General features: G+C 69.1%; 20 protein-coding genes, 1 other RNA gene, 1 pseudogene and 1 riboswitch. Of the genes and pseudogenes, 7 read left to right on the top strand and 15 right to left on the bottom strand.

Features of this window, described 5'->3' with window-relative positions:
* Nucleotide 1: 1 nt before the first annotated feature.
* The 10 genes from mraY to rsmI form a co-directional block, all read right to left on the bottom strand.
* The gene (gene mraY, locus ABQJ54_RS10570; protein ID WP_367854252.1) at nt 2-1,102 is read right to left on the bottom strand and encodes a phospho-N-acetylmuramoyl-pentapeptide-transferase; all 1,101 of its coding nucleotides are present in this window, start codon (nt 1,100-1,102) and stop codon (nt 2-4) included.
* Nucleotides 1,092-2,459 carry a UDP-N-acetylmuramoyl-tripeptide--D-alanyl-D-alanine ligase gene (locus tag ABQJ54_RS10565; RefSeq protein WP_367854251.1) on the bottom strand — a complete coding sequence of 456 codons (1,368 nt, stop codon included), beginning with the start codon at nt 2,457-2,459 and terminating at the stop codon, nt 1,092-1,094. Before ABQJ54_RS10565 ends, mraY begins: the two co-directional genes overlap by 11 nt.
* Nucleotides 2,456-3,946 carry a UDP-N-acetylmuramoyl-L-alanyl-D-glutamate--2,6-diaminopimelate ligase gene (locus ABQJ54_RS10560; RefSeq protein WP_367854250.1) on the bottom strand — a complete coding sequence of 497 codons (1,491 nt, stop codon included), beginning with the start codon at nt 3,944-3,946 and terminating at the stop codon, nt 2,456-2,458. The genes ABQJ54_RS10565 and ABQJ54_RS10560 overlap by 4 nt, the downstream gene beginning before the upstream one ends.
* Nucleotides 3,943-5,805, bottom strand: a complete 1,863-nt coding sequence (locus ABQJ54_RS10555) for a peptidoglycan D,D-transpeptidase FtsI family protein (protein ID WP_367854249.1) — start codon at nt 5,803-5,805, stop codon at nt 3,943-3,945. Before ABQJ54_RS10555 ends, ABQJ54_RS10560 begins: the two co-directional genes overlap by 4 nt.
* Nucleotides 5,802-6,074, bottom strand: coding sequence for a cell division protein FtsL (gene ftsL, locus ABQJ54_RS10550; protein WP_437343340.1), 273 nt, complete (start codon nt 6,072-6,074; stop codon nt 5,802-5,804). The genes ABQJ54_RS10555 and ftsL overlap by 4 nt, the downstream gene beginning before the upstream one ends.
* Nucleotides 6,071-7,006 carry a 16S rRNA (cytosine(1402)-N(4))-methyltransferase RsmH gene (gene rsmH, locus ABQJ54_RS10545; RefSeq protein WP_367854248.1) on the bottom strand — a complete coding sequence of 312 codons (936 nt, stop codon included), beginning with the start codon at nt 7,004-7,006 and terminating at the stop codon, nt 6,071-6,073. The genes ftsL and rsmH overlap by 4 nt, the downstream gene beginning before the upstream one ends.
* A gap of 46 nt (nt 7,007-7,052) precedes the next feature.
* Nucleotides 7,053-7,499 carry a division/cell wall cluster transcriptional repressor MraZ gene (gene mraZ, locus ABQJ54_RS10540; protein WP_367854247.1) on the bottom strand — a complete coding sequence of 149 codons (447 nt, stop codon included), beginning with the start codon at nt 7,497-7,499 and terminating at the stop codon, nt 7,053-7,055.
* Between the two features lie 67 nt (nt 7,500-7,566).
* Nucleotides 7,567-7,740: a hypothetical protein gene (locus ABQJ54_RS10535; RefSeq protein ID WP_367854246.1), complete on the bottom strand. Its 174-nt coding sequence runs from the start codon at nt 7,738-7,740 to the stop codon at nt 7,567-7,569.
* A gap of 81 nt (nt 7,741-7,821) precedes the next feature.
* Nucleotides 7,822-8,184, bottom strand: an RNA gene (rnpB, locus tag ABQJ54_RS10530) — RNase P RNA component class A.
* 86 nt (nt 8,185-8,270) lie between these two features.
* Entirely contained in the window at nt 8,271-9,098 is an 828-nt protein-coding gene (rsmI, locus tag ABQJ54_RS10525) for a 16S rRNA (cytidine(1402)-2'-O)-methyltransferase (RefSeq protein WP_367854245.1), read from the bottom strand.
* Between the two features lie 84 nt (nt 9,099-9,182).
* On the opposite strand from rsmI, the gene ABQJ54_RS10520 reads away from it, so the two are divergent.
* From ABQJ54_RS10520 to ABQJ54_RS10500, 5 genes and pseudogenes are all read left to right on the top strand, one after another.
* Nucleotides 9,183-11,135 carry a penicillin-binding protein activator gene (locus ABQJ54_RS10520; RefSeq protein WP_367854244.1) on the top strand — a complete coding sequence of 651 codons (1,953 nt, stop codon included), beginning with the start codon at nt 9,183-9,185 and terminating at the stop codon, nt 11,133-11,135.
* Nucleotides 11,135-11,491 carry a YraN family protein gene (locus tag ABQJ54_RS10515; protein WP_367854243.1) on the top strand — a complete coding sequence of 119 codons (357 nt, stop codon included), beginning with the start codon at nt 11,135-11,137 and terminating at the stop codon, nt 11,489-11,491. Before ABQJ54_RS10520 ends, ABQJ54_RS10515 begins: the two co-directional genes overlap by 1 nt.
* A 29-nt stretch (nt 11,492-11,520) precedes the next feature.
* Nucleotides 11,521-11,792: pseudogene (locus ABQJ54_RS10510) on the top strand (integrase core domain-containing protein); the annotation flags it as partial.
* A gap of 67 nt (nt 11,793-11,859) precedes the next feature.
* Entirely contained in the window at nt 11,860-13,233 is a 1,374-nt protein-coding gene (locus ABQJ54_RS10505) for an FAD-binding oxidoreductase (RefSeq protein WP_367854242.1), read from the top strand.
* Complete coding sequence (locus tag ABQJ54_RS10500; RefSeq protein WP_367854241.1) at nt 13,230-13,823, top strand: uracil-DNA glycosylase family protein; 594 nt, start codon at nt 13,230-13,232, stop codon at nt 13,821-13,823. The genes ABQJ54_RS10505 and ABQJ54_RS10500 overlap by 4 nt, the downstream gene beginning before the upstream one ends.
* 303 nt (nt 13,824-14,126) lie before the next feature.
* Here ABQJ54_RS10500 and ABQJ54_RS10495 read toward each other — a convergent pair whose 3' ends face one another.
* A complete protein-coding gene (locus ABQJ54_RS10495) occupies nt 14,127-14,756 on the bottom strand; it encodes a homoserine/threonine efflux transporter (protein ID WP_367854240.1) in 630 nt (209 codons plus the stop codon).
* Between the two features lie 155 nt (nt 14,757-14,911).
* Between ABQJ54_RS10495 and ABQJ54_RS10490 the strand changes: the two genes are divergently transcribed.
* Entirely contained in the window at nt 14,912-16,198 is a 1,287-nt protein-coding gene (locus ABQJ54_RS10490) for a nucleoside permease (RefSeq protein WP_367854239.1), read from the top strand.
* A gap of 1 nt (nt 16,199) precedes the next feature.
* Here ABQJ54_RS10490 and ABQJ54_RS10485 read toward each other — a convergent pair whose 3' ends face one another.
* Nucleotides 16,200-17,978: a GGDEF domain-containing protein gene (locus ABQJ54_RS10485; protein WP_367854238.1), complete on the bottom strand. Its 1,779-nt coding sequence runs from the start codon at nt 17,976-17,978 to the stop codon at nt 16,200-16,202.
* 122 nt (nt 17,979-18,100) lie between these two features.
* Nucleotides 18,101-18,721, bottom strand: coding sequence for a hypothetical protein (locus tag ABQJ54_RS10480; RefSeq protein WP_367854237.1), 621 nt, complete (start codon nt 18,719-18,721; stop codon nt 18,101-18,103).
* Between the two features lie 55 nt (nt 18,722-18,776).
* Between ABQJ54_RS10480 and dusB the strand changes: the two genes are divergently transcribed.
* On the top strand, nt 18,777-19,763 hold the full coding sequence (gene dusB / locus ABQJ54_RS10475) for a tRNA dihydrouridine synthase DusB (protein WP_367854236.1): 987 nt from the start codon (nt 18,777-18,779) through the stop codon (nt 19,761-19,763).
* Between the two features lie 7 nt (nt 19,764-19,770).
* On the opposite strand, the gene ABQJ54_RS10470 is transcribed toward dusB, so the two are convergent.
* Together ABQJ54_RS10470 and olsF are read right to left on the bottom strand one after the other, a co-directional pair.
* The gene (locus ABQJ54_RS10470) at nt 19,771-20,598 is read right to left on the bottom strand and encodes a UDP-2,3-diacylglucosamine diphosphatase (protein ID WP_367854235.1); all 828 of its coding nucleotides are present in this window, start codon (nt 20,596-20,598) and stop codon (nt 19,771-19,773) included.
* The gene (gene olsF / locus ABQJ54_RS10465) at nt 20,595-22,304 is read right to left on the bottom strand and encodes a bifunctional ornithine lipid synthase OlsF (protein WP_367854234.1); all 1,710 of its coding nucleotides are present in this window, start codon (nt 22,302-22,304) and stop codon (nt 20,595-20,597) included. Before olsF ends, ABQJ54_RS10470 begins: the two co-directional genes overlap by 4 nt.
* 154 nt (nt 22,305-22,458) lie before the next feature.
* A riboswitch (cobalamin riboswitch) is annotated at nt 22,459-22,840 on the top strand.
* The last annotated feature ends 47 nt before the right edge of the window (nt 22,841-22,887 follow it).

Below are 22,887 nucleotides of genomic sequence, written 5' to 3'. Positions count from 1 at the left end.
GTCAGCGCACCTTCAATGTGGCGAGGCCGATCAGCACCAGCACGACGCTGATGATCCAGAAGCGCACGATCACCCTGGGCTCGGGCCAGCCCTTGAGCTCGAAGTGGTGGTGGATCGGCGCCATGCGGAACACGCGCTTGCCGGTGAGCTTGAAGCTGGCCACCTGGATCATCACCGAGGCGGTCTCCAGCACGAACACGCCGCCCATCACCAGCAGCACGATCTCCTGGCGCACGATCACGGCGATGCAGCCCAGCGCGGCGCCGATCGCCAGCGCGCCCACGTCGCCCATGAACACCTGGGCCGGATAAGTGTTGAACCACAGGAAGCCCAGTCCCGCGCCGGCCAGCGCGCCGCAGTAGATCGACAGCTCGCCCGCGCCGGGGATCGAGGGGATGCCCAGGTATTCGGAGAACACGCGGTTGCCGGCGAGGTAGGCGAACGCGCCCAGCGCGCCGGAGACCAGCACGGTGGGCATGATCGCGAGGCCGTCGAGGCCGTCGGTGAGGTTCACCGCATTGGAGAAGCCCACGATGATGAGATAGGTCACCACCACGAAGAACACGCCCAGCGGAATCGCCACGTGCTTGAACAGCGGCAGGAATAGCGCGGTTTCCGCCACCGGCGCGTTGCCGACCGCATGCGGCGCGGTGAGATACAGGAACAGCGCCGCGCACAGGCCGAACACCGACTGCCAGAAATACTTCCAGCGCGAAGCGAGACCGCGGCTGTCCTTCAGCACCAGCTTGCGGTAGTCGTCGTAGAAACCGATCACGCCGAAGGCCAGCATCACCGCCAGCACCACCCACACGTAGCGGTTGCGCAGGTCCGCCCACAGCAACGTGGCGACAGTGACCGCGAGCAGAATCATCACGCCGCCCATGGTCGGCGTGCCAGCCTTGGAGAGATGCGTCTGCGGGCCGTCGCTGCGCACCACCTGGCCCGCCTTCAGCGCCGCCAGCTTGCGGATCAGTGCAGGACCGAGCAGCAGCGACACCGCCAGCGCGGTGAGCGCGGCCATGATGGTGCGGAAGGTGATGTACTGGAACAGGTGCAGCGTGGTGAAGTGCCGCGCCATCCAGTCCGCGAGTTCAAGCAGCATCGGATGCGCCCCCCTTTCCAACGGCAGCTTCCAGCGCCCGCACCACTTCATCCATGCCCGCCGAGTGCGAACCCTTGACCAGGCAGGTCACGTCGCCGTGCAGGCCGGCCTTCAGTGCATCGATCAACGCGACCTTGTCGGGGTAGTGCTCGCCGCCGGCACCGAACGCCTCCACCGCCGCCACGCTCAACGGGCCGACGGCGAACAGGCGCCCGACGCCACGCTCGCGCGCCTTCGCGCCCACGCCGGCATGCAGCGCACGGGCATCGGCACCCAGCTCGCCCATGTCGCCCAGCACCAGCCAGCGCTCGCCCGCCGCCAGCGCCAGCGTGTCGATCGCCGCGGCCATCGAGCTGGGGTTGGCGTTGTAGCTGTCATCGATCAGCGTGCAGCCACCGGGCAACGCCACACGGCGCAGTCGACCTTCGACCGCACGTGCCTGCTCCAGCCCCGCCACGATGGTGGCCAGCGGCACGTCCAGCGCCAGCGCGATGGATGCCGCCGCCAGTGCGTTGGCGACGTTGTGGCGACCGGGCAGCGACAGGTTCACTGCGGCATCGCCCGCGGGCGTGCTCAGCACGAACAGCGAACCGTCGGTGCGCTGCTCCACGATGTCCGCGCCCACGTCGGCCTTGTGTTCCAGGCCGAAGCGCAGCACGCGGCGCGCGCCGGCCAGGCCTGCGAAGAAACCGGCGAACGCATCGTCCGCATTGATGATACCCACGCCGTCCGCCGGCAGTGCCTGGTACAGCGCGCCCTTGGTCTCGGCCACGCCTTCCACGCTGCCCATGCGCTCAAGATGCGCCGGCGCGATGAGGTTGACGAGGCCGATATCGGGCCGCGCGATGGCGGCGAGGTAGGCGATGTCGCCGGGCTTGCCTGCGCCCATCTCCAGTACCGCGTATTCGGCGTCCTCCGGCATCGAAAGCAGGGTCAGCGGCAGGCCGATCTCGTTGTTGAAGCTGCCCGTGTTGACGTGGGTGCGCCCGTGCAGCGACAGGATGGACGCCGTCAGCGTCTTCACCGTGGTCTTGCCGTTGGAGCCGGTGACGCCGATCACCCGCGCACGGCGCTGCGCGCGCACCGCGCTGGCAAGGTCGCCGAGCGCCGCCTCCACGTCGTCCACCAGCACCTGCGGCAGCGGACTGTCCACCTTGCGTGCGACCAGCGCACCGGCGGCGCCGGCAGCGGCGGCCTGGGCGAGATAGTCGTGGCCGTCCACGCGCTCGCCCTTGAACGCGGCGAACAGGTCGCCGGCCTTCAGCTTGCGGGTGTCGATGGCGACGCCGCCCACCGCGGCATCGTCGCCAAGCAGGCGGCCGTGGGTCCACATCGCGATGGCGCTGAGCTGCATCATGCGCGCCGCTCCAGGGCCGCGCGCGCGACCAGCATGTCGTCGAACGGACGCTTGCCGGCCGCGCCCTCCTGGTAGGTTTCGTGGCCCTTGCCGGCGATCACCACCACGTCGTTGGCCGCGGCCATGTCCAGCGCCTGCTCGATCGCCGCGGCGCGGTCGCGCTGCACGCCGTATTCGCGCGCCGCGCCCATGCCGGCCACGATCTGCGCCACGATGGCATCGCCGTTCTCGCCGCGCGGGTTGTCGTCGGTGACGATCGCTACGTCGGCCAGCCGCGCCGCGATCGCGCCCATCAGCGGGCGCTTGCCGGCGTCGCGTTCGCCGCCGCAGCCGAATACGCAGATCAACCGTCCGCGGCAATGCGCGCGCACCGCACTCAGTACCTGCTCCAGCGCATCGGGCGTGTGCGCGTAATCCACCACTACCAGCGGCAAACCGTGGCGGCCGCCGAGCCGGCTCATGCGGCCGTTGACCGGCTGCAGGTTCTCCAGCGCGGCCACGATGCGGTCGAACGGTTCGTCCAGCGCGCCGAGGCAGGCCGCCACCGTGAGCAGGTTCGCCACGTTGAACAGGCCCAGCAGGTGGCTCTTCAGCGTATGCGTGCCCCAGGGCGTGCGCAGCACGAAGGCCAGGCCTTCGGCGGAACTCACCACGTTGCTCGCCGCCACGTCCGCGGCGGCATCGCCCCGCGCGCTCACGCGCAGAGCGCGCACACCGGCCGGCAACTGCTGCAGCAGCTCGGCACCGAACGCGTCGTCGCTGTTGACGACCGCGGCGCGCAGCCCGGGCCAGGCGAACAGCTTCGCCTTCGCTGCGCCGTAGGCCTCCATGCTGCCGTGGTAGTCCAGATGGTCGCGGGTGAGGTTGGTGAACGCGGCGACCTCGAAATCCACCGCGCCGACCCGCCCCTGCTCCAGCGCGTGCGAGGACACTTCCATCGCCACGTGGGTGGCGCCCGCATCGCGGAATTCCGCCAGCAGGTCGTGCACGCTGATCGCGTCCGGCGTGGTGCGTTCGCTTTCGCGCAGCCGGCCGTGCAGGCCCGCGCCCAGCGTGCCGATGCTGGCGGCGCGGTGGCCGAGGAACGTCAGCGCCTGGGCCAGCAGCTGCACGGTGGACGTCTTGCCGTTGGTGCCGGTGACGCCGATCACCCGCAGCGTCTCGGAAGGCCGCCCGTGGAAACGCGCAGCGATCTCGCCGACCAGGCCGTGCAGGCCCTCGATCCACAGCACCGGCACGTCCAGCGACACGCCCTCCACCACCGGTGCCTCGGCCAGCACCACTTCCGCGCCGCGCTGCACCGCGGCGGCGGCGAACTGGATGCCGTGGCTTTGCGTGCCGCGCAAGGCGAGGAAGGCATCGCCGCGCCGCACCTTGCGCGAGTCCAGGGTCAAGCCGGACACCACGATGCGCGCCGCCCCCGGCGTAGCTGCCAGCGGCGCGTCGGCGAGGCCCAGCAGCAGCTGGTCGAGGTGGCCAGTGCTCATGGCATGGCTCCTTCCGTGGGCGCCTCGTCGACCGGCGCCTCGTTGATCGGCACGTCGTTGGCGGCCGGCTTCACCGGCTGCTGGCTGCCGACCAGGCCGCCATTGCCCTGCAGCGGACCGCCCACGTACCAGCGGCCGATGTTGTCCGGGGGAATGTCGAGCAGGCGCAGGGCGCCGTCCATCACCGCGGAGAACACCGGCGCCGACACGGTGCCGCCGAAGTAGCCGCCCTTGGTGGTGCCGTTGACCACCACCACGGCCACCAGTTGCGGGTTGCTGGCCGGCACGATGCCGGCGAACAGCGAGTTGTAGGTGTTCTTGGAGTAGCCGCCGGCGATCGCCTGGTGCGAGGTACCGGTCTTGCCCGCCACGCTGTAGTTCGCGATGCGCGCCTTGGCGCCGGTGCTGCCGGGGCCGGTCACCGTCTCCAGCATGCTGACCAGCTCGTGCGCCACCTGCGGCGAGATGATCTGCTTGCCCGGACTGTCGTCGCCCTTGATGAAGGTGGGCGTATGCATCACGCCGCCGTCGGCGATGGTGGCGTAGGCGTTGGCCAGCTGCAGCGGCGTGACGTTCAGGCCGTAGCCGTAGGCCATGATCGCCTTTTCCAGCGGGCGCCAGTCGCGGCCGATCTTGAGGTAGCCCGAAGCCTCGCCCGGAAAGCCGCTGCCGGTGCTGTTGCCGAAGCCGAAGGCGCGGAAGGTGTCGTACATCAGCGAGGTGTCGAGCGTCATGGCGATCTTCGCCGCGCCGACGTTGCTGGAACGGGTGATGACGCCGGTCGGGGTAAGCAGCCCGTTCGGGTCGTCGTCGCGGATGTCGTGGCCGTAGAAGAACCAGTGGCCCTTGCCGGTATCGATGATCGGGCCGGTCGGCGTGTACCTGCCGCTGGACAGCGCCGCCGTCAGCGTGAACGCCTTCATGGTGGAGCCGGGCTCCACCACGTCGGTGACCGCGCGGTTGCGGCGCTGCGCCGGCTTGCTGCCGGTCACCGCGTTCGGGTTGAAGGTGGGCAGGCTGGCCATCGCCAGGATCTCGCCGGTGTGCACGTCCATCACCACCATCGAACCGGAGGCGGCGTTGAACTTGTCCAGCGTGTTCTTCAGCTCGTTGTAGGCGAGGAACTGGATGCCGCGGTCGATGCTGAGCGTGAGGTTCTGCCCCGGCTTGGGGGCGCGCACCTGCTCCAGGTCCTCCACCACGTGGCCCTTGCCGTCGCGGATCACGCGCTTGGCGCCGGGCTTGCCGGCCAGCCAGTCGTCGTAGGCCAGCTCCAGGCCTTCCTGGCCGTGGTCGTCGATGTTGGTGAAGCCGAGGATGTGCGCGGTGACTTCGCCCGACGGGTAGAAACGCTTGAATTCGCGCTGGCCGTTGACGCCGGGAATGTCGAGGTCGAGCACGGCCTGCGCCGCCTCGGGCGGCATCTGCCGGCGCAGGTAGACGAACTCGCGGTTCGCGCGCTGCTCCAGGTAGCGCTGGATGTCGGTCGCGTTGCCGCCCAGCGCCTTGGCCAGTTCGGGAATGCGGTCGTCGTTGGCCAGCAGTTCGGCCGGGTTGGCCCAGATCGAGGTGACCGGCGTGGACACCGCCAGCGGTTCGCCGTTGCGGTCGAAGATGGTGCCGCGCGACACCGGGATCGGCACCTCGCGCAGGAATCGCGCGTCGCCCTGCTTCTGGTAGAACTGCTTGCGCACCACCTGCAGGTCGAACGCGCGCGCCACCAGACCCAGCGAGACCAGGCCGAGCACACCCACCACCACCACCATGCGCTTGCGCGCACTGGGGCCGGCGCCGCGACGACGGCTCGGCGACGACGTGGCGCGTTGCGGCTGCGGACGCGTGCGGTCGCGCCACTTCATCGGCGCAGCAACCGGATATCTTGCGGACGCGGATCGACCATGCCCAGCTGCTGCCGCGCCTCTTCGTCGATGCGGCGCGGCTCGGCGAACGTGGCCTGCTCCAGCTCGAGCTTGCCGTACTCGATGTTCATGTCGTCGCGCTGGTTCTGCAACGCGGTCAGATTGACGAACAGCACCCGGCTCTCGTGGCGCGCCCACACCACGCTGATCGCGCTGGCGATCACGGCGGCCAGCAGCGCGAGCATGAGGATGGTCTGGATCATCTTCATGCGTGGCCCGCCTGCGCCAGTTTCTCGGCCACCCGCAGCACGGCCGAGCGGGCGCGCGGATTCACGGCGAGCTCGGCCTCGGAGGGGAATTGCGCCTTGCCTACCGCGGCCAGCTCGGCTGGCGCCGCGGCCTGCGGCGGACCGCGCCGGCTGCCCTGCACGCGGCCGGAATGGTCGCGGATGAACTGCTTGACGATGCGGTCTTCCAGCGAGTGGAAGCTGATCACGGCGAGCCGGCCGCCGGGCTTCAGCCGCGCCAGCGCGGCGTCCAGCCCGCGCCGCACGGCATCCAGCTCCCCGTTCACGTGGATGCGCAAGGCCTGGAAGCTGCGCGTGGCAGGGTGCTTACCCGGTTCGCGCCGACCCACCACTCGCTCGATCAGGGCGGACAGCTCGCCGGTGCGGGTAAGCGGGCTTTCCGCGCGACGCTCCACGATGGCGCGGGCGATCTTGCGGCTGAAGCGCTCTTCACCGAACTGCCAGAGCACGTCGGCGATCTCGCGCTCGGGCGCATGGGCGAGGAAGTCCGCCGCGCTCTCGCCCTGCGTGGTGTCCATGCGCATGTCCAGCGACGCGTCGGCCATGAAGCTGAAGCCGCGCGCGGCTTCGTCCAGCTGTGGCGAGGACACGCCCAGATCCAGCAGCACGCCGTCGAGGCCGGCAGCGGTCTCGTCCCATTCGGCGAGGCTGGCGAAGTTGGCGTGGCGGATCGCCACGCGCGGCTCGGCGGCGAATGCGTCCCGCGCCGCGGCGATGGCTTTCGGGTCGCGGTCCATCAGCAGCAGCCGTCCGGCGGAGCCCAGGCGCGACAGCACGGCGCGTGCGTGTCCGCCGCGTCCAAAGGTGCCATCCAGATAACGCCCGCCTGCCTGCACGGCAAGGCCCTCCACCGCTTCATCCAGCATTACCGGGATGTGCCGCAACTCGGCCATGCCGCACCTCCCGTCCCGTAACCCGCCTGCAAACCCGCGCACCGCGCTAGAGCTGCAATGCGGCCATGTCGTTGGTGATTTCGTCTTCGCCGATGGTCTGGCGGATCTTGGCCAGGTGAGCCTGTTCGCTCCACAGCTCGAACTTGTTGCCCATGCCCAGCAGCACCGCCTTCTTCTCGATGCCCGTGGTCGCACGCTGGCTGGCCGGCAGCAGGATGCGCGCGGCACCGTCGGGTTCCACCACCGCGGCGGCACCCACGATCTTCATCTGCATGTCGCGGTGCGCCTTGACCACCTTGGACAACGCGTTGACCTGGTCGCGCACCTTTTCCCACTCGGCATGCGGGAACAGCCACAGGCAGCCCGGCTCGAACGGGTTGTAGGTGATCACCAGACGGTTCACGCAGGCGCCGGCCACCAACTCGCGGTACGCGGTCGGTATGGCCAGTCGGCCCTTGTCGTCGACGGTGATGGCGGTCTCGCCCTGGAACACGCAACAGACTCCACGAAAACCCACGATTTCACACTGAAAACCACGATAGTCTCGCCCCCTGAGACTGTCAAGGGATTTTTGCTTGTGAATCAAGGAGAAAGGCGAAGTTATGACTGCGTTTCCAGCACTTTCTGAGGAACATCCCCAAGGTGCTTGAATGCAGGGAAATTTTTGCGAAACGAGTTGCGCGCCGGCTGGCGCGAATCGTCACGCTCATGCCCGCCATGGCCGGCAGTGACATGAACCTCCGTTCACCTCGTCGCCATACCCCAGCCACATGCACATGCCCCGGCGCACGTGTGCGCCGGGGCATGGACGGGAAAGGTGGAGTCGGCCTGTAAGCCGGGTTCTGTACGCCTTGCGGCGCGACAGTCATTCCTCTCGGCCAGGCGTCGCCGCCTGGCTCCAGCAACCTACCCGGGAACAACGCGGGCCGCGTTATCGTTCCCCTATTTGGTCTTGCTCCGAGTGGGGTTTACCGTGCCGCACGGCGTTGGCCCCGTACGCGGTGCGCTCTTACCGCACCCTTTCACCCTTGCCTGTGCCCTTGCGGGCCATCGGCGGTCTGCTCTCTGTTGCACTGGCCGTCGGCTCGCGCCGCCCAGGCGTTACCTGGCACCCTGCCCTGTGGAGCCCGGACTTTCCTCGACGCGCTTGCGCGCGACGCGACTGTCCGGCCGACTCCGCCGGTCATTGTAGTAGGAGCGCACCCTGTGCGCGATGGCTTTTGCTTCGATCAGGCGCCAGCACAGTCGCGCACAGGGTGCGCCCCTACCCTTCGTATAGCGCCTTGCGCGGCGCACCGCTGATCGCGGCAGCCAGCTTCGCGGCCTTCGCCGGCGACAGTTCCTCGCGCAGGATGGCGAAGATGCGCTGCCCTTCGGCGAGCTTCGCATCCGCCTCCTCGCCGCGACCAGCAACCAGGAGCACGCATTCGCCGCGCTGCTGGTCGGGATCGTTCGCCACGCGCTCGGCGAGCTGCGCCAGCGGCTCGCCGATCACCGTCTCGAACATCTTGGTAAGTTCCCGTGCCAGCACCGCCTCGCGTTCTTCACCGAACACCGCACGCATGTCGGCCAGGCTTTCGGCGACGCGATGCGAGGATTCGTAGAAGACCAGCGTGCGCGGCTCACCCGCCAGTTCCTGCAGGCGTGCACGGCGCGCCGCGGATTTCGGCGGCAGGAAACCCTCGAACACGAAACGGTCGCTGGGCAGGCCCGCCACCGACAAGGCGGCGATCGCCGCGCAGGCGCCCGGCACCGGCGCGCAACCGATGCCCGCCGCCCGCGCCGCGCGCACCAGGCGGAACCCCGGATCGGAAATCAGCGGCGTGCCCGCATCGGAAATCAGCGCCACCGATTCACCGCCCTGCAATCGTCGCACGATGGCATCCACCACTTCGCGCTCATTGTGCTCATGCAGCGCAACCAGCGGCGTGGCAACGTTGTGATGGAGCAGCAACGGCCGGCTGTGGCGAGTGTCCTCGGCGGCGATCACCGCCACCTCGCGCAACGTGGCGATCGCCCGTGCGGAGAAATCGTCGCGATGGCCGATCGGCGTGGCGACCACCCACAGGCAGCCGGGTTGGACGGATGACATGTGCAAGCTCCTGCGGACCCGAGTCACGGAAACGATCGGCTATCATCGCGCACACTCGCCGCGATTACCGACAAGAGACTTCCGATGCGCCTGCGCCCCGTCCCCCGGCCATCCCTGCCCGCCCTCGGTCCGATCCTGTTGCTGGCCGCCACGCTGGCCCTGAGCAGTTGCGTCCCGGGCAACACGAAGAGCTCGCCTGCTGAAATCAGCGCATCGGACAGTGCCGCATCGCTGGCCCGGCAAGGCCAGTTCGACCAGGCCGCACAGGCTTACCTCGCGCTGGCCGCGCAATACGGCGGCCATGCCGACCGCTACCAGCTGCTGGCGGCCGAAGCCTGGCGCGAGGAGGGCCGGATCGAAGCGGCCGCACCCACCCTGGCGCAGATCAGGCGCGCCAACCTGCAGGGCGACGATACCGTGCGTTTCGACCTGCTGCGCGCCGATCTCGCGCTGCGCAACCACGATGCGGCTACCGCACTCCGGCTCACCACCCAGCCCTCCGTTGCCGTGCCGGACAAGCTGCAGGCGCGCCTGTACGAACTGCGCGCCCGCGCCCAGGCCGCCACGGGCGACCACTGGGGCGCCGCCCGCACCCGCGTGCAGATGGATGACCACCTGCAAGGGCTGGATCGCGCGGAAAACCGCAAGCAGATCCTCGCCCAGCTGACCCAGCTGGACGTGGCTTCGCTCAAGCAGCGCGCCGCCGCGATGAAGCCGGACGACCGCATGTTGTCGTGGACCAACGAGGCGCTCACCCAGCTCGGCGTCACCGTAGCCCAGGCGCCGCCGTCGCTGCAGCAGCCGGTCGGCACCCTGTTGCCGGGCACCGGTGCCGACGTGCGCGAGGGCTACAAGATGCCAGCCCACGTAGCCCTGCTACTGCCCGAGGATGGCGTCTATTCCGCTGCCAGCAATGCGATTCTCGAGGGCTTCTTCGCCGCCTACGCCGAGAGCACCCGCACCCACGCGCCGCGCGCCTCGGTGCGCATCTACGACACGCAGGGCAGTTCCGACGGCGCGATCAAGGCCTACCAGCAGGCTGCGACCGATGGTGCGCAACTGGTGGTCGGCCCGCTCACCCGCGGCGCGGTGGCCGCGCTGTTCGCGCAAGCCAAGTTGCCGGTACCGGTGCTGGCGCTGAACCACCCGGACAACCGGCAGCTCCCCGCGAGCAATGCCAGCGAGTTCGGCCTGCTACCGGAAACCGAAGGTGCCCAGGCCGCCGATCACATGATCGAACGCGGCGTGCACCAGGCCTACGTGGTGATCTCCAGCGACGACTTCGCCCAACGTGCGGCCAACGCGTTCAAGGCCGAGCTGCTCGCCCGCGGCGGCGATGTGGCGGGTATGGCCACCCTGCCCGCCGATGGCACGAACTACGCGAACCTGATCGCCAGCCTGCACCTGCCCGTCACCGCCGCCACCGCCGCTCCCGCCACCAGCACGCCCGATGCCTCCGCTCCCGCTGCCAGCGCCAGTACAGGCGCCGTCGCCGGTGCCCCCGCGAGTGACACCGGCATCTTCATCAGCATGCGCCCCAACCAGGCGCGCCTGCTGCTGCCACAGCTGCAGATCGCCAGGATCGCGCTGCCGGTGTTCGCCACCTCGCACGTCTACGCCGGCTCCGACAATCCCACCGCGGACGGCGATCTCAACGGCGTGGAGTTCTGCGATGCGCCATGGCTGTTCGACGCCCAGCCCGGCCTGCCGCGCCACGACGACATCGCCACCCTGCTGCCCGCCGCGCGCGACGGCAATGCACGGCTGTTCGCGTTCGGCATGGATGCGTGGAACCTGGTGCCCTACCTCGACTGGCTGCGCAACCACCCCGGCAGCTATCTGCCCGGCGCCAGCGGCCAGCTCACCGCCGACCAGTTCGGCCGCATCCGCCGCGTGCTGATCTGGGCAAAGTTCCAGAACGGCCTCGCGCGCCCGCTGGGCGGCAGCCTGCAGGTCGACGACCTGCCCACGCCGGCAACCAGCACACCGGCCCCGGCCAGCAGCGCGCAACCGGCCCCCGCTTCCTCGACCCGCTGATGCGCGACACCGGTGCCGCCTTCGAGCAGCGCGCCAGTGCCGAACTCGAACGCGCCGGCCTGAAACTGCTGGCGCGCAACTACACCACCCGCCACGGCGAACTCGACCTGGTCATGCTCGACGGCGACACCGTGGTGTTCGTCGAGGTGCGTTACCGCGCGCGTGCCGGCCACGGCGACGCGCTCGCCTCGGTCACCCGCGGCAAGCGGGACAAGCTGGTCCGCACCGCGCAATTATGGTTGGCCACCCATCCGCAACACGCACAGCGCCCCTGCCGCTTCGACGTGGTGAGCTACGACGGCCAGGCCGCCGATGCGCGCATGCAATGGCTGCGCGCGGCGTTTGAAGCCGACTGAAGCGTAGCTGGCAAGCATTCACGCGATACGGCGTCGAGCACCTTCTCATTGAACCGGAGCGCCCCATGCAGAGCGGCTGCATCGAAAGCTCCAGCGGCAAGTTCCGCGACGAATGCCTGAACGAGCACTGGCTCACATCGCCGGGCCGAGCCCGCGATGCGATCGCGGACCGGCGGCGTGCCTGCAACGCAACACGACCGCACAGCCGTTGTGGGCATATCCCGCCCGCTCGGTTTGCAGCTCGTCATCGTGCACGACATGCCAACACACGGCACCCTTCAACCTTGGGCTTTCTCAGTGACCGTAGGTACGGCTACTGGGGGAAAGGTCACGCGTACCCGTCGTGTGCACAGCGTTAAACTGCCGCGATGCCACTGCCCTCCACCCTGCTGGACTTTCTGCACGAAGCCTTCCCGTCCGGCGCCGTGTCCACGGCCGAAGCCGAACGCCGCGCCTGCGCCGGCGACAACTCGCGGCTCAACACGCTGCCGGATGCGGTGGTTTTCCCGACGGAGCACGCGCAGGTGGAAGCGCTGGTACATGCCTGCCGCGAGCATCGCGTACCGATCACCGCACGCGGTGGCGGCACCAGTTCCACCGGCGCCTCGGTGCCGTTGGAAGGCGGCGTGGCGGCGAACTTCATGCGCATGGACCGCATCCTGCGCATCGATCCGGACAACCGCCTCGCCGTGGTGGAGCCGGGCGTGACGAACGAGGCGTTGCAGCTGGCGCTGGCGCCGCACGGCTTCTTCTGGCCCCCCGATCCGGGCTCGGCGCCGTGGTGCACGGCGGGCGGCAACCTCGCCTGCAACGCCTCCGGACCGCACGCGGTGAAATACGGCTCGACCCGCGACAACGTGCTGGGCCTCCGCGCCGTGGCGGGCAACGGCGAGAGCTTTCGCTGCGGCACGCAGACCACCAAGAGTGCGATCGGCTACGACCTCACGCGCCTGCTGATCGGTTCGGAAGGCACGCTGGCACTGATCACCGAGGCCACGCTCAAGCTCACGCCGAAACCCTTGGCGGTGCGCACGCTACGCGCCTCGTATCGCAACACCGCGGCGGCGGCGCGGGCAGTGGCGCGCATCATGGCGCAGCCGGCCACGCCCTGTGCGCTGGAGTTCATGGATGCGCTGGCGCTGAAGCTGGCTCGCGAGCACCAGCCCGAGGCCGGCGTACCGGTGGTCGAGGCGCTGCTGATGATCGAGCTGGACGGCGCCCAGGATGCGCTGGACAGCGCGGTCGCCGCCGTCGAATCCGCCGCACGCGTGGATGGGCTGGTGCAACTGGAGGTGGCCCGCGACGAGGCACAGACCCGCGCGCTATGGGCCGCACGCAAGGCGCTCTCCTTCGCCCAGCGCGCCGCCACGCAGCACAAGATCAACGAGGACGTGGTGGTGCCGGTGAGCCGCCTGCCCGAGCTGGTGGATGGCGTGAAGCAGCTGGCCGCGAGACACGCCGTGCCCATCGTCAGCTTCGGCCACGCCGGCAACGGCAACCTGCACGTGAACCTGTTGCCGCGCGACGTGGACGAGATCGAACGCGCCTACGCCGCGTTGCCCGGGCTGTTCGCGCTGGTGATCGCGCTGGACGGCACGATCTCGGGCGAACACGGCATCGGCGTGGTCAAGCGCGAGTTCATGCCGCTGGCGCTGCCGGCCGCCACGCTGGACCTGATGCGCGGCATCAAGGCCGCGTTCGATCCCGACGGCATCCTCAATCCGGGCAAGCTGTTGCCGTGAGCGGACTGGAATCCTTCGAACAACTGCTGGCGCGCGTCCGCGCCTGCCGCCTGTGCGAGGCGCACCTGCCGCTGGGGCCGCGCCCGGTGCTGCAGGCGTCGCCGCAGTCGCGGCTGCTGATCGTGAGCCAGGCGCCGGGACGCAAGGTGCACGAGACCGGCATCCCGTTCAACGACGTCAGCGGCGATCGCCTGCGTGAATGGCTGGGCGTGGATCACGCCACGTTCTACGACGCGGGAAAGATCGCCATCGTGCCGATGGGTTTCTGTTTTCCCGGCACCGGCAAGGGTGGCGACCTGCCGCCGCGGCCGGAATGCGCGCCCGCCTGGCATCCGCTGCTGCTGCCACGCCTCACGCAGGTGCGGCTGACGCTGGCGATCGGCCAGTACGCGCAGGCCGGCCTGCTCGGCGAACGGCGCGGACGCACGCTCACCGATACCGTGCTGGCCTGGCGCGAACACCTCGCCCGCGGCGCGCTGCCGCTGCCGCACCCCAGCCCGCGCAACCGGCTGTGGCTCGCGCGCAATCCATGGTTCGAAACGGAACTGCTGCCGGAGCTGCGCCGGCAGGTGGCCATGGCATTGCGTTAGGAACCGCCCGGCCGTCTCTCGACATCCGATGACGGTCCCCTTGCAGACCATCATTCCGGCGCAGGCCGGAATCCAGTGAAGCAATGCATGGTTGTCGCGAAGACCCGTCGCCCCTGCTACTGGATTCTGGCCTGCGCCGGAATGACGGCGAGGGGAGACGGAGCACGCGGCGAGAGTGAGGTGGTTCGGCCACGTCGGAGCGAGCGAAGGGCCGCAAGCCGCGGCTCCATGCCACGACCTCGTAGTCAACAGCGACGGTGTGGCCGCAGGGCTAACACCACACGCATTACCGGGAGCGCGCCTTCAACCCGTGCGGCGCGCGAAGATCAGGTGCAGCCCGAACAGCATGAATACCGCGCCGGCGCAGCCGTCGATCCAGCGGCGCAGGCGCAGGTAGCCGCGGCGCATCGCCGGCAGCGCGAACACGCCGGCCACCAGGGCGAACCACAGTAGCGTCTCGGCCACCACCATCAGCCACAGCCCCCAGCGCGCCCAGGCACTCTGCCCGTCGCCCACGAAAGCGGAGAAGATGCTGCCGAAATACACCACCACCTTGGGGTTGGCGAGATTGGTGAACAGGCCGCTGCGCAGCGCGCGCCAGGGGCCATTGGCCAATCGCACCGCATGCGCCGGCACGCCGCCAGCAGGCACAGCCAGTGCGCCGCGCAGCATCTTCAGCCCCATCCAGCACAGGTAGGCGCCACCGCATACCGCGATCGCGCGCTCCAACCACAGCAGCCGGTGCAACAGCAGCTGCAGGCCGAGCAGCGCCAGCGCAGCCCACACCGCCACGCCCAGCGTGATACCCGCCACGCCAGCCAGCGCCTCGCGGCGCGAGTGGCTCACCGCGGTCTGCGAGACGTAGAAGAAATCCGGGCCCGGGCTCATCAGGGCGATCAGCTGTACCACGGCGATGGTCAGGAACAGGCTCATGCAACACGCTCCGGACGGGATGGCGGAAGCGCAGTTTAGCCGCAACAGTGCGATGCACCGCGCCTTGCTGCCTTGCCGGAGCTTCATCTAATCTGGCCCGATTCCAAGCAGCATGGCCACGGGATCGTCCCCGGCCGAAAGGGGAATCCGCATCCATGAGCCTCAAGCTCCGCCTCGTCATCCTGAATTTCTTCCAGTACTACATCTGGGGCGCCTGGCTGCTGACCATCGGCACGTGGTGGTTCCAGACCCTGCACTGGTCGGGCACCAGCTTCGGCGCGATCTTCTCGACCATGGGCATCGCCTCGCTGTTCATGCCTTCGCTGGCCGGCATCGTGGCGGACAAGTGGATCAACGCGGAGCGCCTGTACGGCCTGTTCCAGATCGTGGGCGCGCTGGTGCTGTTCGCGATACCGCATGCGGCCGACCCGCAGCAGATGTTCTGGGTGGTGCTGCTGTACATGTGTTTCTACATGCCCACCATCTCGCTCTCGATCACGGTGGCGTACAACGCGCTCAAGCAGGAAGGGCTGGACGTGGTGAGCACCTATCCGCCGATCCGCGTGTGGGGCACGGTGGGTTTCATCGCCGCCACCTGGACCACCAGCCTGCTCGGCTTCAAGGCGTCTCCGGCGCAGTTCCACGTGGCCGCGGGCGCCTCGCTGCTGCTGGGCCTGTATGCGTTCACCCTGCCGAAGTGCCCGCCCAGGCTCGATGCCGCGCACAGCCGCAGCCTGACGGATCGTCTCGGCCTCACCTCGTTCGTGCTGTTCAAGAACCGCAACATGGCGGTGTTCTTCGTCTTCGCGATGCTGCTGGGCGCGGCGCTGCAGCTCACCAATGCCTATGGCGACGCCTTCCTCAGCGACTTCGTCAAGGTGCCGGCCTACGCGAACCTGCTGACGGTGAAGTACTCGACCATCATCATCTCGATCTCGCAGTTCTCGGAAACCGCGTTCATCCTCACCATCCCGTTCTTCCTGAAGCGCTTCGGCATCAAGGCGGTGATGACGATGAGCATGCTGGCCTGGGTGCTGCGCTTCGGCCTGTTCGCGTTCGGCAACCCGGATCCCCTCGGCGGGTTATGGATGATCGTGCTGTCGTGCATCGTCTACGGCATGGCGTTCGACTTCTTCAACATCTCCGGCTCGCTGTTCGTCGAGGGCCAGGCCGACCCGAAGATCCGCGCCAGCGCGCAAGGCCTGTTCATGCTGATGACCAACGGCGTCGGCGCGGTGCTGGGCAGCCTGATCGCCGGCTTCGTGATCGACCACTTCTTCACCAACCACGCCTGCAACGATGCGCTGCTGATCTGCAAGGACTGGCACGGCATCTGGCTGGCCTTCGCCGGCTATGCACTGGTGATGGCGCTGCTGTTCGTGCCGCTGTTCAAGCACCGGCACGACCCGGCCGCCGCCGGCCGCATCGTGCCCACACACTGAGTCAGCCGGCCAGCTTGCTCGCCACCACCTGGTCGCGGCCGCCGGACTTCGCCGCGTACAGGGCCAGGTCGGCGGCGCGCATCCAGCTCGACAGGTCATGGCAGCGCGCGCCATCGAACTGCGCCACACCAATGCTGATCGTCAGTTTGGTCAACGGCAGGTCCTTCGGCAGGACGAGTGCGGCCACCCCCGTGCGCAAGGCTTCGGCCAGGCGCATGCCTGCGGCCAAGCCGGCACGCGGGCACAGCACGGTGAATTCCTCGCCGCCGATGCGCGCCACGAAACAGGAGTCGTCCACCGCGGTGCGCAGGTAATCGGTCAGGAGCCGCAATACCCGGTCGCCCTGCAGGTGCCCGATGCTGTCGTTGATGCTCTTGAAATGATCGATGTCGATCAGCAACAGCACGTGCGGCGCTGCGTGCTCCTCGCGCGGATGGTGCAGCAGCTCGGTGGCACGCTGCTGGAACGCGCGCCGGTTCGCCATGCCGGTCAGCGGATCGCGCAAGGTCTGCGCCTGCAGCTCGGCGGCATGCCGGCGCTGCGCGCGCAGCAGCAGCACGAGCAGGCCGACGATCAGGAGCAAGGCTGCCGCCAGCAAGGCAATCGTCACACTGGCCAGGCGCTGCCGCTGCTGCTGCTCGCGCCGGCGCGCAGCGTCAGCCTCCGCCGCCTTGAGCTGCAAGTCCTTCAGCTCGTTGGCATGCTCCAGCTCGCTGATGCGCAGCTCCTTCTCGCGGGTGGCATAGCGCTGCTCCAGTTCGGCCTCGACGACGCGCTGCGCCGGTGTCTCTGCCTGGTTGTTGAGCCGCGATGCCTCGCGCTCGTCGGCCAAGGCCTGGCGCAGGTCGCCGACCTGTTCGGCCATCCGGCTCTCCACCTGCAGCATGCCGATCAACTGGCCGTTGATGCCGGCCTTGCGTGCGCGCGCCACGGCATCGCGCATCCGCGCGTAGGCCTGGCGATGCAGGCCCAGCGCCGCCTCGGCCAGCGCGATGTCGGTGGTGGAGTCCAGCGAATCGCTGACGCGGCCGGCGGCCAGCTCCTGTTTGAGCGAGGCCTGCGACAACGCCATCGCCTCGCGCGGGCGGCCCTGCTTGAGATACATCTTCGCCAGGTTGTCGCCCACCAGCACCACCAATTGATCCGCCCCTGCCCTGGCGTAGTGCTGGCGCGAACGCTTGTAGGCGGCGGCTGCGTCGTCCACCTTGTCCTGCGTGGCCAGCGCGAGGCCTGTGTCGTTCTCCGCATCGCCCATGCCGAACTCGTCGCCCAGTGCGCGATAGTCCGCCAGCGCCTGCTGGCACAGCGGAATAGCCTTGTCCGGCTTGTCGTCGAGGGTGTAGGCGTCGCAGAACTGGTAGCGTGCCCAGGCCACGATCCCGGGATCGGCCTGCCCCAGCACCTTGTTCGCCGCCTGCAGGGCTTCGCCCAGGCCGGCACTGATGCCATTGGCGATGTCATGGCGCGCCTGCAGGAAACCCGCGGCCGCCGCGGCCACCGGATCGTGCGTCACCGCGGCCAGGCTGTTGAGGCGCAGCGTGGCTTCAGCCAGCGCCGCATCGTCGTTGCTGTTGATCGCGGCCGTGCCCATGCCCCACAACAGCTCGCGCTCGCGCGCCGGCGGCAGGTTGGCGCCCGCGTGGTCGAGCTGCTGGCGGACCGCGGCGATCAAACCGTGCGGATCGGTCACGGCGCGCTCGCGGAACGCATTCATGGACGCCGCGACAGCAGGCATCGCCATCAGCGTCAGCAGCAGACCCAGCCATGCCCCCCGAAACATCCGAAGCCCGTTCCCTGTCAAGTGCCTCTCGCCGTGATCATAGCTTTTCCGGGTGACCGTCACACTCGCCGCCGGCACGACGGCTGGACGCCGAGCGCCCCGCATTTCGCCACTGCCGCGTGTCAGCCGGCGCCATCGCCAGGCAACAGATGCTCCTGCACCAGCTGGCTGCGCGGCGCCAGCAGCCGGCCATGGTCGTCGAAGCGCAGCACGACCAGCCAGTCATAGACGTCGCCCGGCCACGACTTGCGGCCGGTGATGGCCTTGGCGTCGCCGCCGAAAGCCTCGATCAGCTTGTCGATGTGGCCGTGGTGCCAGGCGATCAGCACCACCGGCGCCTGGTTGTCCTTGCCCAGCGACTTCACCAGCTTGTCCACGTCGGCGTCGGCATACGGCTGCTCGATCGGCAGCCCAAGACGCTGCGATAGCGGCGTCAGCGTCAGGCGCGGCCGGATGCTGGCCTTGCTGTCCCTGGTGGCGATCAGCCGTCCCGGCAGCAGGCTCTGGCCATCGAGCCGCAGCGGGTCGAAATAGCTGGCGTAAGCCTGGGCGCGCTGCTCGCCCTGCGAGCTCAGGCCATTGCCCGAGGCCGGTTTCTCGGCATGCCGCACGATCAGCACGGTGACATTGCGCAGCCCGCGGCTGCCTTTGTCGCCATGATCGTGGTGCGCCAGCGCCGCCATCGGCAGCACCAGCAACAGTGACAAAAACATCCATGCGCGCTGGCGCCGGGTGGTGCTCATGCAGTGCCTCCGTCGGTTCATCGGGTCCAAAAGGTCGGCCGGGTACAATACCCGCATGCAGATCGGCCCGTACCGCATCGACCCGCCGCTGGCGCTGGCCCCCATGGCCGGCGTCACCGACAAGCCGTTCCGCCTGCTGTGCAAGCGGCTGGGCGCGGGCCTGGCCGTGTCCGAGATGACAACGGCCGACCCGCGCCTCTGGCATACACGCAAGTCGCTGCACCGCATGGACCACGCGGGCGAGCCCGAGCCGGTGAGCGTGCAGATCGCCGGCTACGACCCGGCGATGCTGGCCGAGGCCGCGCGCTTCAACGTGGCCAACGGCGCGCAGATCGTCGACATCAACATGGGCTGCCCGGCGAAGAAGGTGTGCAACGTGTGGTCCGGCTCCGCCCTGCTGCAGGACGAGCCGCTGGTGGCGCGCATCTGCAAGGCCGTGGCGGAGGCGGCGGAGGTGCCGGTGACGCTGAAGATCCGCACCGGCTGGGATCGCCAGAACAAAAATGCGCTGGCCATCGCGCGCATTGCCGAGGACGCCGGCATCGCCGCGCTCGCCGTGCATGGCCGCACCCGCGCCGACAAGTACGAAGGCGAGGCCGAATACGAGACCATCGCCGCGGTGAAAGCCAGCGTCCGCATCCCGGTGTTCGCCAACGGCGATGTCGCGACACCGCAGCAGGCCAGGCACGTGCTCGACGCCACCGGCGCGGATGCGCTGATGATCGGCCGCGGCGCACAGGGCCGACCGTGGATCTTCCGCGAGATCGCCCACTACCTCGCCACCGGCGAACAGCTGCCCGAACCGACGCCGGCCGAAGTGGCGGCGATCCTGCTCGGCCACCTGGAACACCTCTACGCCTTCTATGGCGAACAGGCCGGCGTGCGCATCGCGCGCAAGCACCTGGGCTGGTACGCCAAGGATCGCCTGGAGAACGCCGCCTTCCGCGGGGTGGTCAACCGCGCGGAAACCGCGGCCGAACAGCTCCGGCTGACCCGCGACTATTTCGCCGCGCTGTCGGTCGGCGAGCGCCTGGCTGCTTGATCCGTCTTCAGGCCGCCAGCTCGCACGGCAGTTCCACCGTCGTCAGGCGCAACCGCGGCGGCAGCTCGGCCTGCACATCGCCGCGATGGCCGAGCAGGCGCAGCGCGCCGTCCATGTCCTCGGTCAGCACGGTGAGGCTTTCCACCCAGTCGCCGTCGTTGGCATAGATCAGGCCGTCGCGCTGGATCAGCGCGGCGCGATGGATGTGCCCGCAGACGATGCCGTCGAGGCGCCGTCGCGCGGCATCGTCCAGCCCGGCCTGCACGAAGCGCGCGATGTAGCGTTCGGCGGCGCCGCTGCGCCGCTTCACGAAGGCGGACAACGACCAGTAGCGCAGGCCGAGCCGCCTGCGCGCACAGTTGAGCCAGCGGTTGCAGGTGAGAATGCGGTAGTAGAGCCAGTCGCCCAGGCGTTCCTGCAGGCCGCCGAACTGGGTGACGTTGTCGTAGTCGTCGCCATGCGTCACCAGCAGGCGGCGGCCGTCGGCGGTGACGTGGACCGCGCGCCGCCGCACGCGCATGCCCGGCAGCATCAGCCCGCACACCCGCCGCAACGGCCGGTCGTGGTTGCCTGGCACGTAGATGATCTCCGTACCGCGCGCGTGCAGCGCGTGCAGCGCCTCGATCACCCGGGTATGCGCACCGCTCCATTGCGAGCGGCGCTGCGCCATCCGCCACAGGTCGACGATGTCGCCCACCAGGTACAACTGCCTGCAGCGCAGGTTGTCGAGGAAATCGGCCAATTCCGCCGCGTGGCAATGCCGCGTGCCCAGGTGCACGTCGGACAGGAACACCGTCCGCAGCCGCCGCTCGGACGGGGCGGTCGGGCGCTTCATGCCACCGCATCCTGCCGGCGCGCCAGGTAGCGCTGGCGCTTGCGCGGCCGCAGCCGCTCCAGGTCCACCTCGATCAGTCCGTCGATGGAGCCGCTGAAGTCCGGGTCCACGCCGAAGGCGAGGAAACACGCCCCGCCGGGCTCGCACAGCTCGGTGTACTGCTTGTACAGCATCGGCACCGAGGCGCCGAGCCGGTCCAGCGCCAGCTTCAGTGCCTCGTGCGCGGCCGCGCCGTCGAGCCCGTCGAACGATGGCGCCGCATCCCCGAACGCGAATGGCCGGCGCGCGCTGGCCAGCGGCTGCGCACTGCCGTGGTAGCGCTGGTAGTAGGCCACGATCTGCTCGCTCGCCGCGCGCGGCAGCGCGGCGCTGATCGACACCGCACCATAGAGGTAGCGCACGCCCGGATGGCGCTGCAGGTAGGCGCCGATGCCCTGCCATAGGTAGTCGAGGCTGCGGCTGCCCCAGTAGTCGGGCACCACGAAGCTGCGGCCAAGCTCCAGTCCCGTCGCCAGCCGCGGCACGGCCTCGTCCGCGTAGCGGAACAGCGATGCCGTGTACAGACCGGCCAGCCCGGTGCGCGCCAGCGCCTCGACGCCACGCATCACCCGATAGGCGCCGGCGATGCGCGAGGCCTCTGCGTCCCACACCAGGATGTGGTCGTAGTGCGCATCGTAGGCGTCGAGGTCGCGGCTGCGGCCGGTGCCTTCGCCGACCTCGCGGAAGGTCAGTTCGCGCAGCAGGCCGATTTCCTGCAGCAGCGGCGAACCGCCGGCATTCCGCGCCAGGTGGATCTGCTTGCCGTCGCTGGTGGCTCCGAGCAGTTCAGTGGCCGCCACGGCCGCCGCCAGTTCGTGCGCGCCGATCGGCGGCGCCACAGGCATGGAGCCCACCCCGGAGGGCGCCGTTTCGTCGCGGCCGATGGCATACAGCGTCTGGCGGATGCGTCGAAGCGCATCGCGCTCGCGCTCGCCATCCGTGACCACGGTCGGCTCGCCCACGTGCAAGCGCACCGGCCGCTGCCGGCGGGCGAACATCTCCCGCGCCAGCAGCGCCGTCGACGCCGGTCGCCACAGTGCGGAAATCCCGTAGAACAACACCGAATTGCGCGCCTCGATGCGCACCGGCAATACCGGCGCCGCTGCGCGGCGCGCGAAGCGCAGGAAGCCGGGACGCCAGTGCGGGTCGCGTACGCCGCGCGGACCCAGCCGCGAAACCTCGCCGGCCGGAAATACGATCACGCATCCGCCGGCGCGCAGGGCGCGCCCCACCCGGCGCAGGCTGGCCGCGCCGGCGCTGCCGCCGAACACGCGCACCGGCAGCAGCAGCTCCGCCAGCGGCTCCACCAGCGCCAGCACTTCGTTGGCGATGATGCGCACGTCGCGGCGCACCCGCCCCACCATGTCCAGCAGCGCCAGCGCATCGAGCCCGCCGCAGGGGTGGTTGGCGACGATCAGCAGTGGCCCCTTTGGCGGGATGCGCGCCAGCGCTTGCCCGTCCACGTCGTAGCGCAATTGCAGGTAGCGCAGCCCCGCTTCGACGAAGGCGAAGCCGCGCAACCCGGCATGCTCCGTGCAGAAGGCATCGATGCCGTCCAGTCCCGACCAGCTTGCCCATCCGTGCAGCAGCGGGGTGGCGAGCCGCCCGCGGTGACCGCGGAACCAGTGGGGGTAGCGTTGCTGCAAACGCTGCTCGATGGCTTGCATGGCGAGACTCCCGGCTTGGCCTGCCGCAAGATTCCGCGACCATCGGGACGGCCTCGTTGCGTTGCCGCGTCAGCGGCATGACAGCGCCGGATAGCGGGCCCTCCATGACCGTTTGGATGGCTATCCGTCCATTGACGGATGCCCTGCCGGAGCGTACCTTGCGCAGCGCCGAGGTTTTCATCTTTCCATTCGAATGGAAAGATGAAATCAAAAGGGAAGCCGGTGCGAATCCGGCGCTGCCCCGCAGCGGTATGTGGAAACGACCTCCGTCACCAGCACTGGGCTAAGGAGCCTGGGCTGCAGAAACCATCCGGGCTGCAAAGCCCGCGGCGCGGTGCATATTTCCGCCGGCTCTTGGCCCATGGGACCACCATGGGCCAGCAAACCGTCGAAAATCTGCCCTCGCACCACAGGCTTTTCGCCTCGGATGTTTCTGTGGCCCAGGTTCCCGCCCGGGAAGCGGCGGACAGTAGGCGGCCGGCACATCGCCAGCCATGTCCACGAGCCCGAAGACCTGCCTTGGCCGGAATCCGCGCGCCCGCGAAAGCGAGCGCTCGGGCTCCGTACGGCCTGGCTCTCCGCG

The sequence above is a fragment of the Rhodanobacter lycopersici genome (assembly GCF_040812335.1).
GTDB classification, from domain to species: domain Bacteria; phylum Pseudomonadota; class Gammaproteobacteria; order Xanthomonadales; family Rhodanobacteraceae; genus Rhodanobacter_A; species Rhodanobacter_A lycopersici.
The sequence above is the reverse complement of the archived record's forward strand: the minus strand, read 5'-3'. Positions and strand labels throughout refer to the sequence as shown.

Coding starts and splice junctions, on each gene's coding strand:
- mraY (WP_367854252.1), bottom strand. CDS start 1,102: ATGCTGCTTGAACTCGCGGACTGGATGGCGCGGCACTTCACCACGCTG.
- ABQJ54_RS10565 (WP_367854251.1), bottom strand. CDS start 2,459: ATGATGCAGCTCAGCGCCATCGCGATGTGGACCCACGGCCGCCTGCTT.
- ABQJ54_RS10560 (WP_367854250.1), bottom strand. CDS start 3,946: ATGAGCACTGGCCACCTCGACCAGCTGCTGCTGGGCCTCGCCGACGCG.
- ABQJ54_RS10555 (WP_367854249.1), bottom strand. CDS start 5,805: ATGAAGTGGCGCGACCGCACGCGTCCGCAGCCGCAACGCGCCACGTCG.
- ftsL (WP_437343340.1), bottom strand. CDS start 6,074: ATGAAGATGATCCAGACCATCCTCATGCTCGCGCTGCTGGCCGCCGTG.
- rsmH (WP_367854248.1), bottom strand. CDS start 7,006: ATGGCCGAGTTGCGGCACATCCCGGTAATGCTGGATGAAGCGGTGGAG.
- ABQJ54_RS10535 (WP_367854246.1), bottom strand. CDS start 7,740: ATGTCACTGCCGGCCATGGCGGGCATGAGCGTGACGATTCGCGCCAGC.
- rsmI (WP_367854245.1), bottom strand. CDS start 9,098: ATGTCATCCGTCCAACCCGGCTGCCTGTGGGTGGTCGCCACGCCGATC.
- ABQJ54_RS10520 (WP_367854244.1), top strand. CDS start 9,183: ATGCGCCTGCGCCCCGTCCCCCGGCCATCCCTGCCCGCCCTCGGTCCG.
- ABQJ54_RS10515 (WP_367854243.1), top strand. CDS start 11,135: ATGCGCGACACCGGTGCCGCCTTCGAGCAGCGCGCCAGTGCCGAACTC.
- ABQJ54_RS10505 (WP_367854242.1), top strand. CDS start 11,860: ATGCCACTGCCCTCCACCCTGCTGGACTTTCTGCACGAAGCCTTCCCG.
- ABQJ54_RS10495 (WP_367854240.1), bottom strand. CDS start 14,756: ATGAGCCTGTTCCTGACCATCGCCGTGGTACAGCTGATCGCCCTGATG.
- ABQJ54_RS10490 (WP_367854239.1), top strand. CDS start 14,912: ATGAGCCTCAAGCTCCGCCTCGTCATCCTGAATTTCTTCCAGTACTAC.
- ABQJ54_RS10485 (WP_367854238.1), bottom strand. CDS start 17,978: ATGTTTCGGGGGGCATGGCTGGGTCTGCTGCTGACGCTGATGGCGATG.
- ABQJ54_RS10480 (WP_367854237.1), bottom strand. CDS start 18,721: ATGAGCACCACCCGGCGCCAGCGCGCATGGATGTTTTTGTCACTGTTG.
- dusB (WP_367854236.1), top strand. CDS start 18,777: ATGCAGATCGGCCCGTACCGCATCGACCCGCCGCTGGCGCTGGCCCCC.
- ABQJ54_RS10470 (WP_367854235.1), bottom strand. CDS start 20,598: ATGAAGCGCCCGACCGCCCCGTCCGAGCGGCGGCTGCGGACGGTGTTC.
- olsF (WP_367854234.1), bottom strand. CDS start 22,304: ATGCAAGCCATCGAGCAGCGTTTGCAGCAACGCTACCCCCACTGGTTC.